Raw genomic sequence first — 18,209 nt, 5'->3', positions numbered from 1 at the left:
TTTAGTCCAGCCCGCCCGGGTTGTTCAAGTTTCCAACATTAATATCGCTATCAACGTAAATCGTGTAGCCAGATGAACTATGGGTATAAGAATCATACTGTTGGGAGCCGTTGCCCAGGTCAATGGTTTGTGAGGAATTGTCATTATTCCATGTCAGATCAAAACTTTGGAGGCTATCTGCACTGTCCCCCATTATATAAAGGTCATTGCTGCTGTCACTTGCACTTCCAACAAAGGCCGAGTTGATATAGACAGTCCAGTCACCAGTGGTAAAGTCTAGTATTTCCAAATTAGAGAATGTGTGGACGCCGCTGGACAGGTCCACAGTGGCACTACCCTGCCCTCCATCAAAGCGCAATGTATCTGTGCCATTACCGCCGTCGTACGTATCAATGCCATCGCCATTATACATCAACACATCATTGTCGTTATAGCCGCGAAGAATATCAGACCCACTGCCGCCATCAAGAGTATCGGCATTAATCCCACCGGAGAGAAATTCGTTTGCAGATGTACCCGTCACATCAAAAGTCGGTGAATAATCAGAACTGTCTCCATCAAATGTCAGGATTTCGATCCCTGTCAGGGTATCTGTTCCTTCATTACCATCAGATGTGTTGTTGTCCGTCACCGTGATACTGCCATCCTGATTTTCGGTGATGGTGAAATCACTTTGCGAGCCGTCATACATCACGGTGTCGATATGATTACCACCGTTGATTTCATCATTCCCGCTATCACCAAACAGATAGTCCTGCCCGGATGTGCCGTTTAATGTATCGGCACCGGACGTGCCAACGATGGCAGGCTCCAGCGCGCCACCTTCATGCAGATAGACTTTGGCCCCTGATGTGTGGGTGAACAGGGTATAGGTAACGCCGCGCGGACCTTGCAGGATGGATTGACCAGACGTTCCACTGTCCCATCCACTTTCGCTGTTAAAGGAATAATTTGGCAGACCCGTCCCATCGCCCATGATGACAATTGAATCTGCTTGTCCCGTCCAGGCATTGGTGCCTTCGGTCATACCCAGCACATCGCTGGACGTCAGGGTCAAGAGGTTGTCATCCATCTTGATAACTTCGATACGTTGCAAGATATCGTCCCGGATCGCTGTCAAGTCCAGCGCGGCAGACACATCCAGAATATCAGTCCCCGCCCCGCCATCAATAAAGTTGAAGGCCATTGAAGAAATCTTGATGGTGTCATCCCCGCCACGCGCGAAGATCACATCATCAAGACTGTCCGTACTGCCATCACCTGTAAGTGTTTCTGCATTATCCGTACCACGCAGATAACTGCCCGTATTACCGCTATCCACTGTGCGCCCCGTGACCTGAACGCTGGTCGAATTCAATTCGATATCAAGAATAAGACTTTCACTGATATCCAGTCCGGTAATGTTATCAAACGCGCCACTTAAAGTCGGACCGGACAGGATGGTCATACTGTCCCCATTGCCGATCTGGGCCGCATTTGCCAATTCCTGAATTTCCAGGGTTCCGTTCAGATTAAAAGCAGTATTCAGGGTAAGGCGGTCATTGTACGTCGTGCTCTGACCATCACTGCCCACATCAATTAAAATGGTTCCGCTGTCTGCTTGGGTCCAGACCCCGTTCAGTGTCAGGGTTCCATAAGCGCTATCATTGCCGGGCGTTATGGTCCCCTGGTTGGTCAGGCTTGCCGACCCACCAACAGAAAGAGTGCCAAAGCCCTGAATGGTACCGTTGGCGGTGTTGGTTGCCGCAACCGTGCTGGTCAATCCAAAGGTTCTGGCACTTGCAATATCCAGCATACCCGCGTTGGTAAAGGTACTGCCAGCGCCATTGAAATAAAGGTGCCAATCCACATCAACAGTACCAAGGTTGTTTACATCCCCATTGATATAGTTCGCCCAGGAAGATGTCCCAAGCGAGTTGGTGGAATGCAGGGTCCCATTGTTGGTCACCGTCCCTTCGATATCAAGCGTTGTATTACCGCCACCGCCATAATAGTTGCGGGTATTGTTCAGCACCAATGTGCCATTGTTAATGATATCCTGATTGAAATACGCACTGGAAGAAGAAGTTGGCGCAATAGTCAGCGTCCCGTCATTTGTGGTTACCACATCCACATTGAAAACATCATCCCCGCCGCGGAACAGGAAGTTCGCCCCGTCAATGGTGAAATCCCCGGTGCCATCAATCGTCGTTCGATCCCCACTGCCGGACATATAGAAATCAACGTTGGAATTATCATAGGTATACCCGTTGCCAATATTCAGGGACTGATCATCAGAGAAATTAAGTATCCCGGTCCCCAACAATGCTGTACCCGCCCCAAAGTTAATCGTTCCGCCATGAAGATAAAGGGTACGGTTCAAGTTACCAAAATCAATGGTACCGTTGGAATTTTCGAACGTTCGATTGCTATTGGTGATCTGCGCATGCCAATCAACATCCAATATGCCGTTGGTGTTATCCACTGTTGCATTGAGGATACGAAGCCCCGTTGATGTCCCCGTCGGGTTTACAAACTGAATGGTCCCGGTATTGGTAATCGCTTTTCCAGCTAACAATGACACAGTGGTATCAGCACCGCCGCCGTAATAATTACGGGTGTTATCCAGGATCATAGTGCCCTGGTTGATGATATTCTCGTTGAAGAGCGCATTTGTTGAAGATGTATATGTGACCTTTAAGGTCCCATCATTAGTGGTAATCAAATCCACATTAAATTCATCATCGCCACCCCTAAAGACATAGGTCGCGCCATCAACGGTGAAGTCCCCGGTTCCGTCAATTGTCGTTTTATCACCGGACGAAGACATCCAGAAATCGACATTGGAATTATCGTAGGTAAAGCCGGTCCCGATGTTCAGGGATTGGTCATTCGAGAAATTAAGCGTCCCGGTTCCAAGCAAAGATGTGTTTGCACCAACATTGATGGTCCCCCCATAGAGATACAGGGTCCGGCCCAGATTCCCAAAATCGATGGTGCCATTGGAAGTTTCAAAGGTTGCACCGGTGTTAACGATCTGACCATGCCAATCCACATCAATGGTACCATTGGTGTTGTCAACCGCGCCTGAAATGGTGCGAAGCCCGTTACTTGTCCCGACAGAATTGATCATCTGGATAGTACCCGTATTGATCAATGTACCACTGGATAACGTGATCGTCGTTTCTGCCCCGTTGCCATAATAGTTACGAGTATTATCCATGGTGATCAGGCCACGGTTGTCGATATTCTGATTAAACAACGCGTTGGTCGTGGTTGTGTAGGTCACTTTCATCGACGCATCATCTTCAATGACCATATCTACATTGAATTCATCATCACCACCACGGAAGACGAAATCTGCACCATCGATGGTAAAGTCACCTGTCCCATTGATGGTCGTCTTGTCACCAGACCCACTCATATAGAAATCGACGTTGGAATTATTGTAGGTAAAGCCCGTTCCAATATCCAATGTCTGGTCATAATCAAAATTGATCGTTCCTGATCCCAGAATGGTGGTATTGGGCCCGAAGTTGATGGTCCCGCCATGCAAACTGAAAGTGCGGTTGTTCGCCCCAAAGTCGATGGTACCGTTTCGGGTTTCAAACGTATGACCGATATTGCTGATATATCCATGCCAGTCCAGGTCAATCAAGCCATTTGTGTTATCCACATTCCCGCTAATGGTCCGATTGCCGGAAACGGTTCCGATGGAATTAATGAAGTTGATTGTCCCTGTATTGGTCAGGGTATTGTCACCGATTTCCAATGTGGTTGTCGCGCCATTGCTATAATAGTTATAGGTATTATCCATAACGATGGTGCCAACATTGGTGACATTCGCGTTCACAAGAGCAGTCATCGTATTGTTATGGGTCAGGGTCAGGGTGCCGTCATTGGTTGTGACAACATCCACATTAAATTGATCATCCCCACCTCTAAAGACAAAGTTTGCCCCATCGATGGTGAAATCCCCTGTGCCATCAATAGTGGTCGTATCATTTGTGCCCCGCATATAGAAAGTAAGGTCATTGTTATCGAACGTAAAACCCGTGCCGATATTCAATGATTGATCACCTGCGAAATCAATGGTGCCCGCCCCTGTAATGGTCGTATTAGGTCCAAAGTTGATGGTGCCACCCGAAATGGACAAGGTGACATTTGCATCAAAATCAATGGTGCCATTTCTATTTTCAAAGGTTTTACCGGTATTGGTGATCTGACCATGCCAATCCATTTCCAGAATGCCACCCGTATTATCGATAGCTCCAATAATTTCACGTCCACCAGACGCTCGGTTGGTTGAATTTGCGAAATTGATTGTACCTGTGTTGGTCAGTATTCCGTTTGATACATTCAGGTCAGTGTAGGACCCGTTACCATAATAGCTGTAGGTGTTATCAAGAACAATCCGCCCCTGATTGGTAAGGTTCTGATTAAACAAGGCCGTTGTTGCGTTGTTATGGGTCAGTGTCAGCGTGGCATCATTCTGGACGACGACATCCACATTGAACTGATCATCCCCCCCATTGAAGATGAAGTTGGCGCCATCAATAACGAAGTCACCTGTTCCGTCGATAGTTGTGGTGGCTGAATTGTTCGTCATATAGAAACGAACATTGGAGTTATCATAGGTAAAACCATCAGCAATATTCAGCGACTGGTCCCCCACAAAGGAAAGGCTGCCTGTCCCCAGAAGATTCGTTGTGTCATCAAAATAAATCGTACCGCCATTAAGGCTCAAATCCGCACCAGATGTGCCAAAATCAATCGTGCCGTTACGGTTTTCAAAAGACGTATCGACATTTAGGCGACCATGCCAATTTGCATTGATCGTACCGTTGGTGTTGTCAAGATTCCCTGAAATATAGCGTGTTCCTGAGGCTCGATTAGTGGAATTCAGAAATTCAATCGTTCCGGTATTCGTCAAAGTATTGGTGGACAAATTCATAAAGGTGTTGGCGCCATTCCCATAATAATTATAGGTATTGTCCATCGCCAAAATGCCCTGGTTAATGACATTGGCCCCAAAATTCATAGTGGCCGTATTGGTCCCGGTCAAACGAAGTGTGTGGCTGGCTTGGTTTGTAAAGCCAACGTTATAGGTGCCAGAAGAATGCATGGTTAAATCTGCTGCATTGACAATGGCACCGCTGCCGCTAATGGATTGCGCTGTAAGCGTGCCATTGGCGTTAAACGTTAATGTCGTATCCAGCGTCTTTGCACTGGCATTCGTGAAATTATAGGTCCCATCCAGATCAATGCCCGCGCTGCCGCCAAGGGTACCACCACCTGACCAATTAAACGTTCCATCAATATCAAGCGCACCATTGGCATTTAATGTGCCGCCTGATAACCCAAAAGTGGAACCTGCTTCAAAATCGGATATTTGTCCAATATTCAAGGTACCGCCAGAAACATTAAGCGTGCCACCCGTAAAGGTCAGGGTGCCGATATCCGTGACACCCGTTGAATAATTTGATGTCCCGCTGAAGATAAAGGCATCCAGTCCACCAGAGGGCACAATCCCGCTGGCCCAGTTGGTCCCTTCATGCCAGGAATTATCCCCGCCGTCGCCTTCCCAGCTGGTGATCGCCTGTGTGGTGATGTTAAAGGTATAGGGGGATTGCCCGTTTTGAACAGGCTGACCAGAATTATCGGTGATGGAGAAATCAAAATGATCCACATCCTGACCGCCACCATGCACATAACGCACATGGCCTGCCACAACATCAGCCATGGTGAAATCGGTATAGTCTGATCCCTGCAAGGCACTGATCGCATACCAATTATCCGTATCATAGACCTGCAAAGTACCATTGGCCGGATTATTGACCATGGTAAAATAAATTTCCGCATTGGTGTTGTCCGGGTCCGTTGCCGATAACATGCTGGATGTCAGACTGGTCACTGTCCCGGTGTTTGCACTCATCCCGTTATTGTTGATGAGTGTTGGCAGATCGTTGGTGCTGTTGACCGTGACACTGACACTTGCCTGACTTGTCAGCCCAAGGGAATCTGTGACCTGATAGGTAAAGCTGTCTGAACCAGAGAAATCCTGATTTGGTGTATAGATCAGATTTTGCCCCGATTGCGCCACAGTCCCGTTGCTAGCCGTTATGGTATAGCTGTTATCAATGGTAACGCCCGTCGTGCCGTTGGCATCCGTAAACAGGTTCGTCAGGGTGACAGCCTGATCTTCATTCGTGCTGGTGGTTGCCCCACTGGCAACAGGGGCTGCATTAAAGTTGGTGATATCAATATCACGATCCACAAGGATGGTTGCCCCATCCAGCGTAAAGCGATAATAGGCACTTTGAATGCCATCATACTGCCAATCCGATGACTGCGCAGATTTGGCAATGGTGTTGGTCGCATCCCCATCAATGGTCAGAATGTTCGTCGAACTTGTATTGCTGACAAAAGCAGATGTCAGTCCAGTGAGGTCAGAATTGGCGGAAAGCGTGAAATTTTCAATGGATGTAAAGCTTGATGAGGTATCAGAAACATCCAGATCCGATCCATTGGACAGGACAACCGTATCATCACCCGCCCCGCCATCAAAATCATCGACACCACCTGTGCCATCAAAGGTATCGTCACCGGCATAACCGATCAGCGTATCAGATCCGCCGGACCCAAAAATCGTATCCCCTGCAAGTCCGCCACTCAATGTGCCTGAACCGGACAGGATTTGTGCCTGCGTGGACAAGGTGATGTCGCCAAACTGCACGGTTTCAATATCGTGAAGGGTATCTGTGCCTTCCAATATGCCAAGTTCGCCACCGCCAACCATATCCGTCAGCGTGTAGACACCTTGATTGGTAGAAGAAACCGTAAATTCATTATAGTCGGAGGTATAAGTCGCAACATCACTTCCATCCCCGCCAAACAGGATATCATCGCCTTGTGATCCGATAAGCGTATCCCCACCAAGGCCACCACGTATGACATCATCGCCCGCATTGCCGATCAGCGTGTCGTTCCCGTCAAAGCCATCAAGACGATCATCCAGACCGCTGCCAGAAAGATAATCATTGCCATCCGTCCCCATCATGGCAAGACGAGCATTCAGTTCGGATAATGTGTCAAAGGCAGCAACACTGCTGCCGTTTTCCAGAAGTTCAACAGCGTCGCGTTGAAGGATAAGCGCGTGTGAGCGCAACGCATCGCTAAAGGCCGTGACGCCACTGGATAGATCAATCGTATTGATCTGCGATGCAGCTGCATTAATCAGACTTTGCAGTCCAGCTGAATCCAGATTTTGCCCATTTAACGCCCCGCCTTGCTGAAGGGCGACATATTCAGCCTCAGCAGCAGAAATAAAGGACTGCACATCAGCGGAACTTGTAAAATTAAACACCGTTGAGGCATTGGCCTTGATCTGGAACTGGTCAGCCAGGGCATCAATGATCGCCCCGCGCGCTTCGGTTTCTGAAGCCCCCGCAGCCTTGAAAGCTGCAACCGTTGTTTCAATGACATTGGCAATCATGACCCCATGCCTTGCAACCGGGGCAGCAATGCCGGATAGCTCGCTGGACAAATAACTGTAGGGGTCAAAGCTGGTCAAATCCAGAAAATCGATATTCAAACCCAAGGCCGTCTTGACAACATTTTCGGCCTGAACTTCCCCGATATTGTTGGCGCGCATCAATTCGGTGATCAATGTTGTAAGCGGGCTGATGGCAACCGTGCCTGTAGTATATTGGGTATTCAGCGTAAAATATCCATCAAACGCAAGACCCGTATCAACGTCCGTACCGCCTGTTGCCACAATGTCACCGTTTTGTTCGGTGCTCAGACTAAAGGCACCGCTGCTGTCGGTTGTTGTGAAATCTTCCCCCGCATCACGTACCTTATCTCCGTCCAGGTCAACGAAGACCGTCGCCCCGGACAGATATCCGTCAAAGGCAGTCCCTGTCAGCGTAATTTCACCCAATTGTGTGGCAGAATTTGCGATATTAAAGGTCGTTGCCGCCGTGGTTGATGTACCATCAGATACAGTAAATTCAAAGCTGTCATTCGTCGGCGCACCATTGTGAACGTAACGAACACTGCCATTTTGCACATCTGCAAGCGTAAATGACGACACCGGGAATCCTGCACCAACAGAAACATATCCGCCCCGGCTTGCCTCAACCTGCAAATCACCATATTGCACGTTGCTGGTCAGGGTAATGACCACTTGTGAAGCCGCCGTATCACTGTCGGTGATATTTAAAAATGACGTGCCAAGGGCCGTGGTCGTCCCGCCACCCGCCACCAACGTTTCATTGGTTGTCACATCCGGGGCATCATTGACGGTCACCGTAATGGTAGATTGGCTTGTTGCCCCATATGAATCGGTTACGCGATAAGCGATGGTGTCTGTGCCCGCAAATCCTGCATTTGGCGTATAAACAATCTCCCCATCTACAACCGAGACCGAACCATACTGACCATTTTGCGTAATAGACGTCGTTACACTGGGGGCATCATTGGCATCCGTAAACAGGTTTTGAATATTGATGCTTTGATCCTGTTCGGTGATCGCAGCTGTTTGCGAGGCAAGCGGGGCTGCGTTGAAATTATCCAGAACAATGTCCCGGTCCACATGGATTATTTTGCCATTATTGGTCAGTTGCAGGAATTGATTGGAAGGACCGCTATAGCCCACCACCGTCCAGTCATATCCATCAGAGGTGGAAATGGTGTTGGTGCTGTCCCCGTAAATATGGATTTGGTTCGCGATTTTGCTGCCATCCAGATCAGCCTCGCTGATATTAAGCAAGTCTGCACCTGAACCCAGACTAAAGCTTTCAATGGAACTTAGGTTGGTGAAGGTTGATAAATCCAGTGTTTCATTGTCCACAATCCGCAGCGTATCAATGCCTGTCCCGCCATCAACGGATTGCAGGCCATCGCGATAGACCAACGTGTCATTACCACTGCCGCCTTCCAGCACATCCGCCCCGCCAGCCCCATCCAGACTGTCATTACCATCAAAGCCACGCAGGATATCGGGTGTGTTGGCATCATTTGTCCCCGTCAACACATCATTGGACAGCCCGCCATCAATGGTGCCTGACCCGGTCAAGGTTTGCCCATCAACATTCAGGGTGACATCACCAAACTGGATACGCTCAATCCCCAGCAATGTATCGCTGCCTTCATTCCCGGAATTTGTATCTTCTATATAAAGGGCAGTTTGTACTTTACCCCGTTTTGTGACCTGACCAAAAGATATTGCAAAATCAGAATATATTCCGTCGTAGATCGCCATATCCGTGCCTGGATCACCGTGTAGTTCGTCATCTCCCCCCGCGCCTTTAAGCGTATCATTCCCCCCTTGCCCATGAAGTGTATCAGCTGAAGCTGTACCAGAAATATCATTGTCATTGTCATCGCCGATCAAGCCAACAGCATTGGAAAAATTCGCCGAATTTGTGAACGCTACAACCGACTCACCATTTTTGAGTTTGTCAGCCATCACACCTTGCGCAACTGTCTGATTTTGAACCATACGGTTTTGGAAGCCATCAGGGTCACTTGGATTAAAAACAATTGCATCTGCATCTAAATTCGAAACACTCAAAGCGTTGCTTAATTCATTAAAATTCAACGATGCAGTACTACCCGAGAAATTTGACTGAGCGGTAGTCAGCACTGATGAAAGGCTTGAACTTTGAGTGATATCAAAACTGTTGTCTGTCCTCATTTGATCAACTAATGCCGATAAAACAGCGGCACGTGCATTTGCAATGTCAGCATCAGAACTATTTCCAGAAGAGCCTGTAAAAGCGGACGAAGCCACTTCTAAAGTCGTCGCAACCATCATACCGACCTTAAAAAGCTCTGCCGCAGCACTGGCATCACTTCCTGACATTTCAGCCAGAGGGTCAAAATTCAGTAGATCAATATTGGCACTGGCTGTCAGCCCCAGAGCCTGTTTGATCGAGGCTTGCGCCGTTGCCGCATCCACACTATTATTTGCCATTTCCTGCTGAACAAGTGTAGTAATAGGCGTAACGTGAAAAGTTGTAGATCCGGATGATGAACTATCCCGAGGTGCTGAAAAATAGCCTGTAAAATCCAAATTCGCCTTGATATCTCTTCCGCCACTAACAACAATGTCTCCTGTCTGGTTGGAACTCAGCGAATAACTGCCATTTTCATCGGTAGTCGTTCCATCCTCTTCAACATCAAGATTACCATCCCCATCTTGGTCTTCGCCTGGATCCAAAATACCATTATTGTTTTCGTCTTCATCTTTCAGGTCGCGCACTCTATCCCCGTCCACATCAACAAAGACTTGTGCGCCTGCAATGTAACCGTCAATGGCAGAGCCTGAAACCGATATGGCCCCCGGACCTTCTACAGTAAATGAACTTGAAACCGTGGCTTGCCCATCAGACACAGTAAACTGGAAACTATCCGCATCCGTCGCATTGGATTGATAATATTGAACTTTACCCGCTTTGACATCGGCATAGGTAAAATTATCATTATTTGAATTTGGCGTCAGGGTCGTCCATCCCCCCAAACCATCATCGATCCGCAAAGTCCCGTTAGTCGGCGCATCAGTAATACGGATCACCAATGTATCCGCATTCCCATCAGAATCGTTGAGAGACAACATACTTTCGGTCAGTGTGGTAGTCTGACTGGAAATTTGCGTGCTGCTGTTGGAAACAATTGGGGCTACGTTTTCGTTGATATTGACCTGCGTATTGTCGTCTCGTGGTGAGTCTTTTTTCGTCTCTGTCGTTGTCGTCTGGTTGTCAGTCGTATTTGTGCCCGAACTGCCCGTATCCCCTGTTGTATCCAGCACATTAAACGTTGTTGTGGTGGTGGAATTCAGTTCAACCTCGGTATCAGGTCCAAGTGTGACAATTTCAACGGTTCCCGGGTCTTCTGGTGTTTCTCCAAGCTGCTCTGTGTCAATAGGGTCTCCATCGATGGGATCTCCGTCAACAGGTGTTTCATCACCTGGCCCTTCCTCTGTCGAACCTTCCTCAACAGGTTCTTCTACAAGCTCTTCTTTGACCTCAATCGGATCATCACCTTGAGTATCACTCTGCTCTTCATAAATTGCTGCCGTGTTCACTGCAAAACCCACATTTGATGTGGCTTCTTCAACGGCTTCTGTCGCTTGGTTTTCCAGAACCAACGCTTCCTGCTCTAACTCCTGCGCATTCAACTCCAGTTCCTGAGCTTCCAATGCAGCCTGTTCAGCAAGTCTTGCAAGTTCCGCAGCTTCAGCTTCCAGAGCAGCGATTTCTTCTGCCGTTAGTTCACCTTCTGCCAATTCTGCTTCAAGGGCATCGACCTGTTCTTCCAGCTGTTCGACTTCCTGCTGGGCTGCATCCAGTTCCTGCTGGGCCTTTTCCACCTGCTGTTTGGCTTCTTCTGCTTTACCTCGTGCTTCAACAGCGCGTTCTTCACGGGTTTGAGGCAAGGCACGTTGGGTGGAACGCGTCGCTTGTTCGGCCTGCTGCGGGGTTATGGTCTGGCTTTGGCTCTGACCAGTTACAGAATTGAAGGAGGTCTGCGTATAGGCTTCGTTGATAACCGCAATAACATTGCCTTGTTGGTCCGAGACGACGATTTCGCCTGGCACTTCGCCATTCAATGTGGTTTCCGGCAGGTTAATGGCCTGAAAGTCGTTTCCATCTACCTTTAAATGCGCTTTGGTCCCCCTGATCCCGATGGTGGCAACAGGGGTTTGGATGACCATGGCATCCGGGTCAATCTTGGCGATTTGCCCCGAAACAAAAGTAGCCGCCCCATCCAGCAGAGAGAAAACGGCCTTGCCCTGTTCTGTGCCCGGATCATAGACCATTTCATCCAGCAACAGCGAAGCATCTTCCCCAACAGAGAAAACCGAGTTATCTGCCAGCGTGATCCCGACAGCCCCTTCTGCACCCGTTTCAAGCAAATCCCCCTGAAAAACAGGATCACCCGCTTCAAGGGTGACGCGTTGCCCATCCGCACGAACAGCGGTTACATTCCCGTAAAGGGTATCGACCTGCCCAATGGGTTCTCCCAACGCATCGGTTGCCCCGGTTTGGGCGTATTGCGGATTGTTCTGGGCAAGGGCGAGTTTCTTTACCCAGGCGGCTGCCCAGTGCTGATGACCAAAGGTCAGATCAGGCATCTCGCCCGCCCGGAAATAATCCTGTATCAGAACGTTTGTGCCGTCTTGCAGAATGATGACAAGATCAGAACCAAGCTTCTGGAAAAGTCGCGGTGGGCTTTCACTTTCAAGGGACAGCACTGCATCTGAGGCAGCAGAATGGGTCAGGACAAAATCGAAATTATCCCGATCCCCAAAATCCAAGCCATGCGAGTCTTTTACCTGCCTCGCCAAACCAACCTCACAGATGTGTCGATATGTTCTTCATGACGTCTGTCGTAATAAGGCGATTATACTATTTTCAGATACATTCTAGCAAGGTATAATAAGGTGTAGTAGTCCCGATTTGATCTGACAAAACCCGCTTTGAGGCGGCGACTGTCAGGTCGGGTTCAGCCTACGGATTTTTCCTGCCAGATTTATTTACTATCTTGCAAGGTCTCCATGGATGTGCCGTTTCGATTTCGCCACTGGCCTGACGGGGTAAATTTTGTTGCAACACTCATCTCTCTATCTTCAAGGCTCATGAATATTCAATATTATTGAGGAACTTGTTCACTTCCGCATCCAGTTCCCGCGAGGCCATGGAAATTTCGGCGCATTTATTCAGGACACTGCCAACGCTATCAGTTGTTTTGGCCGTGCTTTCACTGACATATTCAATCCGGCTGCGCACGTCCTGAACATCCACATTGGCTTCCTGCGTGTTTTTCGAAAGCTCGTTCATCGTGGCTTCCTGCTGGGTCACTGCAGAGGCAACGGCATTGTTCATTTCTTCCAGTGTATTGATGGACCCGGTGATCGAAGAAATCACATCAACCACTTCGTTGCTGACATGCTGAATTTCATTGATCTGCCTGCTGATATCATTGGTCGCCTGTGCCGTTTGGCCCGCCAGTTTTTTGACTTCGGCCGCAACCACAGCAAAACCTTTACCAGACTCACCCGCACGTTGCGCTTCAATTGTTGCGTTTAGGGCCAACAGGTTTGTCTGTTCCGCCACATCCTGGATCAACGTCACCACACTGGTGATCTCAGACGTTATCTGCGCCAATTTCTGAACCCGGTTTTGACCTTCCTTGGATGCCCCATTGGTGGTTTGCGCCATCTCAGACGCCATGGTCACCTGATGGGAGATTTCATTTACCGATGCCACCAATTCTTCCATAGCTGCAGAAATCAGCGAGACATTCTCACTGGAACTGTCCGCGCTTGAACTGGCTTCCAGCGCCTGAGACTGCACGCCCAGACTTTCCTTGGAAATAACATCGACCTGGGACTGCACATTTTCGATCTCATGCGAAACAGCCGTGATCAATTGACCAACTGTACTTTTAAAGCCATCAGCCAGGCGCTGCATTTCCTGTCGCTTGTCCGTTTCGGCCTTTTGTTTCAGCTCTTCCTGTTCTTTTTCCATTGCCCGCATACGCAGGGCATTTTCCTTGAATACATTGACCGATTTGGCGATCTTTGCGATCTCGTCACGTCGATCAATCCCGGGCACCATCACATCCAGATCATTCTTTGCCAACTTGCGCGTCACCACAGATAAATCTTCAATGGGTCTGGTCAGTTTCAGCCCCAGATAAATCATAATCATCATGACAATGATCATCACCGCCCCGCCCGTTAAAAGCATGGCAATCCCCATGTCCTGAACCGGTTGCAGGGCGGTTTCCTTTTTTTGTGCGACCAAAAGGTAATAACGTTCGTGCAGGATTTCGATTTCGCTAAAGGCCGCAATTTCTCTGCCGATTTTCACTTCGTCAAATTCAATGGTGTTGGAATTTCCTTTGCCAATCTGAACCATGGCACTGGCGTCCAGACGGGTACCTGCCAGGTTCTTCCCATCAACCAAAATACGATCAGACCGGATCACCCCATCATGTCCAATAATGAAACTATCCTGCTCCCCCTGATCCTTGATCAGTTTCGCGAGATTGCGTGAGGACAAACGAAAGATAATCACCGCTTCTGGTGTGGCATCGTCAGCAGCAAAGGCAGAAAAAAGCGGACTGACCCAATAAGCCGCCTGCACCCCCGTTGCCCCCTCCCCCTTCAGGGAAAAATCATGGAAGGACAAGCTTCCTTTCTTCAGGGAAAAGCCCTCTTTCACGACCTCTGTAAACTTGCTGACCCCCATCTCTTTTACATTGCCGAGAAAACCTTCCGACTTGGTGATGGTATAAATGACATCGCCTTTCTGGGTGACGATATAGGCATCCGTGATCCCGGTATTCTCCCAAATCGCCTGAAAGGAAGGATGCAAGGTGGAATGACGCCACATGTAAAGATTGGTTTGTGCTTCGCCCAGAATACGGGCACGTTCTTCCGGCGTTTCATTTCCAGAGACAAACTCGTTTAAAATTTCGTCTTTTTCCGTGACCTGCAAAGCTCCATCCAGATTTTTCACCGCATCATAAATCGTCTGACTATTGACCAGCCCCTGCAGGCTTTTGACGGCATTTTCCATATTGCGTGAAAGTAACTGGCTGCGCGCATCCGCGCTTAGCTTTAAGCGTTCAAACGTACTGTCAATCAACGCATCCCGGCTTTGAATATAAGACAGAGTTCCGATTGCAATACTGGAAAGCGCACAGAATATTACAGCAACAATTGGTACTTTATATTTAAGTTTCATGTCATTTTCCTCGGGCGAACGATAAAAAATCCCCTTCACCTTTGGGAGATAAGGTGAAGGGTAAGTTCTAAGTGTCTAGGGAGAGACACTTAGGATTCAGAGAGACCATTTGTCGAAATGTCCCCGCAGCGACAGACAAGGTCGCCAAGTCCAGCGATTGCATGGCAGTAAGTTCCAATAACCTGTCCTGAATACGTTTTGTGTTTTCTTCCAGGCGCTTGGGATCTTTCAAAACAGCGACACTAAGGTCCGACTGGAAGCTTAAGAAATCCGCGCTTAAGGCATGAAGGGCACTGCGTTCCCACCGCCCCTTGCCAACCGCCAGTTCGGTCGCAGTTTTCGCAAGGTGGGTAAGAGAGAATTCCTGGCCGATTTGATAAAAGACTTCAGAAATTTCACCCGTCGGGCGTTCCAGTTTCCGCGCAATTTCCGCAATCGGGAAGAGAAACAGCAGAAAACGACTGGTCGCAACACGATTTGCCAAATCCATCGGTACACCGGCGTCGCAATAACTTGCGACTTCGGTTTCAAAAAGTGCCTTTTCCGCATCATCCAGTTGATCAACGGACGTCGCAAGGAAGCTTTCAATATTCTGACCTTCCAGCCAGGTAAAGAAAGCGGCATCGCTTGCCAGATTTGGTCTGCGCAGCAAATAGTGGGTGCCTTGTTCAACCAGATAGCTGATCCGGTTCAGCATTTTCTGCTGGACCTCGAAGGTGACTTGTAAATCAAGCGCTTCCACCTTCCCCCACAGGATAAACAGATCAAACACCTTGCAGATCAACGCATAGGCCGTTGCGACTTCTCGATCATCACAGCCGACATAGTCCTGCATATCATTGATAAAACCACTGCCCACCCGGTTGACCATACTGTTCACCACCTTGTTGGTGATGATTTCACGGCGCAAAGGATGCTTTTTGATCAGATCGGCAAAACCTTCCTGAAGAGCGATTGGGAAATAGCTTTGCAGCGTGCGCTCAAAAATCAGCTGGTCAGGGAAGTCGGTTTTAATCAGTTCGTTAAAAACCGCCATTTTGGTATAGGACAGCAACACTGCAATTTCCGGGCGCACCAGCCCCTGGCCTGCAGCCTGACGTCTGGTCAATTCCTCGTCATCGGGCAAGGCTTCAATCATGCGATCCAGATAAACCCCGCGTTCCCCTTTTGCCAGAACCTGCATCAAACGTTTGTGGCGATCCAGTCGATCAAGCGCATTTGTCTGCGATACCGTAACAGCCTGTGTCTGCAGATAGTTATCGCGCAGGACAAGACGTTCCACATCCGGCGTCATTTCTTCCAGCAATTGGTTGCGTTCTGACTTCGAAAGCAAACCTTCTTCCACAGCCATCTGCAAAAGGATTTTGATATTGACCTCATGGTCCGAACAATTAACCCCAGCGGCATTATCAATGGCATCTGTGTTGATGCGCCCCTTAGCCAAAGCATATTCAATTCGGGCCTGTTGTGTCAGCGCCAGGTTCGCCCCTTCGCCGATAACTTTGCATTTCAGTTCATCAGCACTGACGCGTAACAGATCATTGGCCGTATCCCCGACGGTTCGGTTATCTTCAGATGTGGCGCGCACATAGGTGCCAATCCCGCCAAACCACATCAGATCAACAGAGGCGCGTAAAATCGCCTTGATCAGATCAGCCGGAGAAAGCGTTTCTGTTTCCAGAGACAACGCCTTGCAAGCCTCTTTCGAAACAGTAATAGTTTTCTGGCTGCGATCATAAATCCCACCGCCTTTAGACAGCAAGGTCTCATCATATTCAGACCAATCGGATTTATCAGCCTCAAACAGACGTTTGCGCTCCGCCCAACAGCTCTTGGCATCCGGGGTAGGATCAATGAAAATATATTTGTGGTTAAAGGCTGCTATCAGGCGGATTTTGTTTGAAAGCAACATGCCGTTGCCAAACACATCCCCACCCATATCGCCAACACCACAAACCGTAAATTCATCACTTTGCGTATCAATGCCGATTTCGCGAAAATGGCGCTTGACCGCTTCCCACGCCCCCTTTGCGGTTATGCCCATTTTCTTGTGGTCATAACCGTTGGACCCGCCGGACGCAAAAGCATCATCCAGCCAAAAGCCGTAAGTTTGTGAAATCTCATTGGCGATATCCGAAAATGTCGCGGTGCCTTTATCTGCTGCCACAACCAGATAAGGATCGTCTTCGTCATGACGCACAACATCACAGGGGCGCACAGTTTTTCCTTTTTCAATATTATCCGTGATGTCCAGTAGTGCAGAAATGAAAGTACGATATCCCTCAATACCTGCGGCCTGTCTTTCCTTGGCAGACGTTGTCGATGTCTTAATAACAAAACCACCTTTTGCACCTTCGGGCACAATCACCGCATTTTTAACCATCTGCGCCTTAACCAGGCCAAGAATTTCCGTTCTGTAATCATCCACACGGTCAGACCAGCGCAAACCGCCACGCGCCACTTTGCCACCCCGTATATGTACGCCTTCCACCTTGTTGGAAAAGACGAAAATTTCAAATTTGGGCCGTGGCAAAGGCATCACATCAATGCCAGCACAGTCAAATTTGATAGAAATATATTTCTTGGCCGCCCCGTCTGTTTCTTTCTGAAAGAAATTGGTCCGAAGGGAAGCTGAAACCAAATTCAAAAAGATGGTTAAAATCTTTTCATCATCCAGACTATCGACCTGAGAAGCATAAGCCATCAGCATGTTATAATGCTTGTTCTCCTCCGCTTTCGTATCACCCGATTGCATCGCAGGATCAAACTTCGCCTCGAAAAAACGGATCAGCCCATATGCAAATTCATGATGTTCCAGAATGACGCGTTCCACATGCTGCTGCGTGTATGGAACGCCAAGTTGTTTCATATATTTAAAATAGGTTCTGACCAGATCGATCTGGCGATAGCTTAACTTCCCGCAGGACAGCAGCTTGTTGAACCCATCCACACTCAACTGCCCGGAAAGACTGCCTACAATGGCTGCTACCAGGTTCTGCCTGGTTTGTTCAAAATCAACGATTGCACCTTTTGGAGCGGAAACTTCCAAATCATGCGCAATCCGGGCAGGCTCATCCCCCTGAAAAGAAATCGCCACAGGCTTTTCCGCCAGCACATAAAGCCCGGCACTTTCTAAAATCGGCACCAATTGAGACAACGCAACCGCACCTGCGGGGTTGAAAATCACAATCCCAAAATGATCACAGGCTTCATCCGCCTGATAACAGCCTACAAACGGACCATGATCTTTGACCATTTCCAGGATAGAAACAACAGATGTGTCCCCAAAATCAAAATTGATTTCCATGCCCTTGGATGTCGCCTGTACGTCTTCAAGCTTTGTGGCAGAGGTAAAAAGTTGTCCCAGGATATTGGCGATTTTATTTAAATCTGAAGAAAACAATCTCTTCTCCTTTTCAAGGCGGACCTTCAGCTTGCTGGCTGAATTCATTATTAAAGGTGGATGGCCCT

Annotated in this window: 3 protein-coding genes; all 3 read right to left on the bottom strand. The window is 48.5% G+C overall.

Annotated features, from left to right (window positions below; all coding sequences use genetic code 11):
- Position 1: 1 nt before the first annotated feature.
- Complete coding sequence (locus tag RYZ26_RS16505) at positions 2-12,301, bottom strand: cadherin-like domain-containing protein (RefSeq protein WP_317684347.1); 12,300 nt, start codon at positions 12,299-12,301, stop codon at positions 2-4.
- A 319-nt stretch (positions 12,302-12,620) separates the two neighbouring features.
- A complete protein-coding gene (locus RYZ26_RS16500) occupies positions 12,621-14,738 on the bottom strand; it encodes a methyl-accepting chemotaxis protein (protein WP_317684346.1) in 2,118 nt (705 codons plus the stop codon).
- Between the two features lie 67 nt (positions 14,739-14,805).
- Positions 14,806-18,141: an NAD-glutamate dehydrogenase domain-containing protein gene (locus RYZ26_RS16495; protein WP_317684345.1), complete on the bottom strand. Its 3,336-nt coding sequence runs from the start codon at positions 18,139-18,141 to the stop codon at positions 14,806-14,808.
- Positions 18,142-18,209 lie beyond the last annotated feature (68 nt).

This window comes from Terasakiella sediminum (assembly GCF_033100395.1).
Lineage (GTDB): Bacteria > Pseudomonadota > Alphaproteobacteria > Rhodospirillales > Terasakiellaceae > Terasakiella.
The sequence above is the reverse complement of the archived record's forward strand: the minus strand, read 5'-3'. Positions and strand labels throughout refer to the sequence as shown.

What these genes read in the sequence shown, in the direction of transcription:
- RYZ26_RS16500 (WP_317684346.1), bottom strand. Translation starts at nt 14,738, where the DNA reads ATGAAACTTAAATATAAAGTACCAATTGTTGCTGTAATATTCTGTGCG.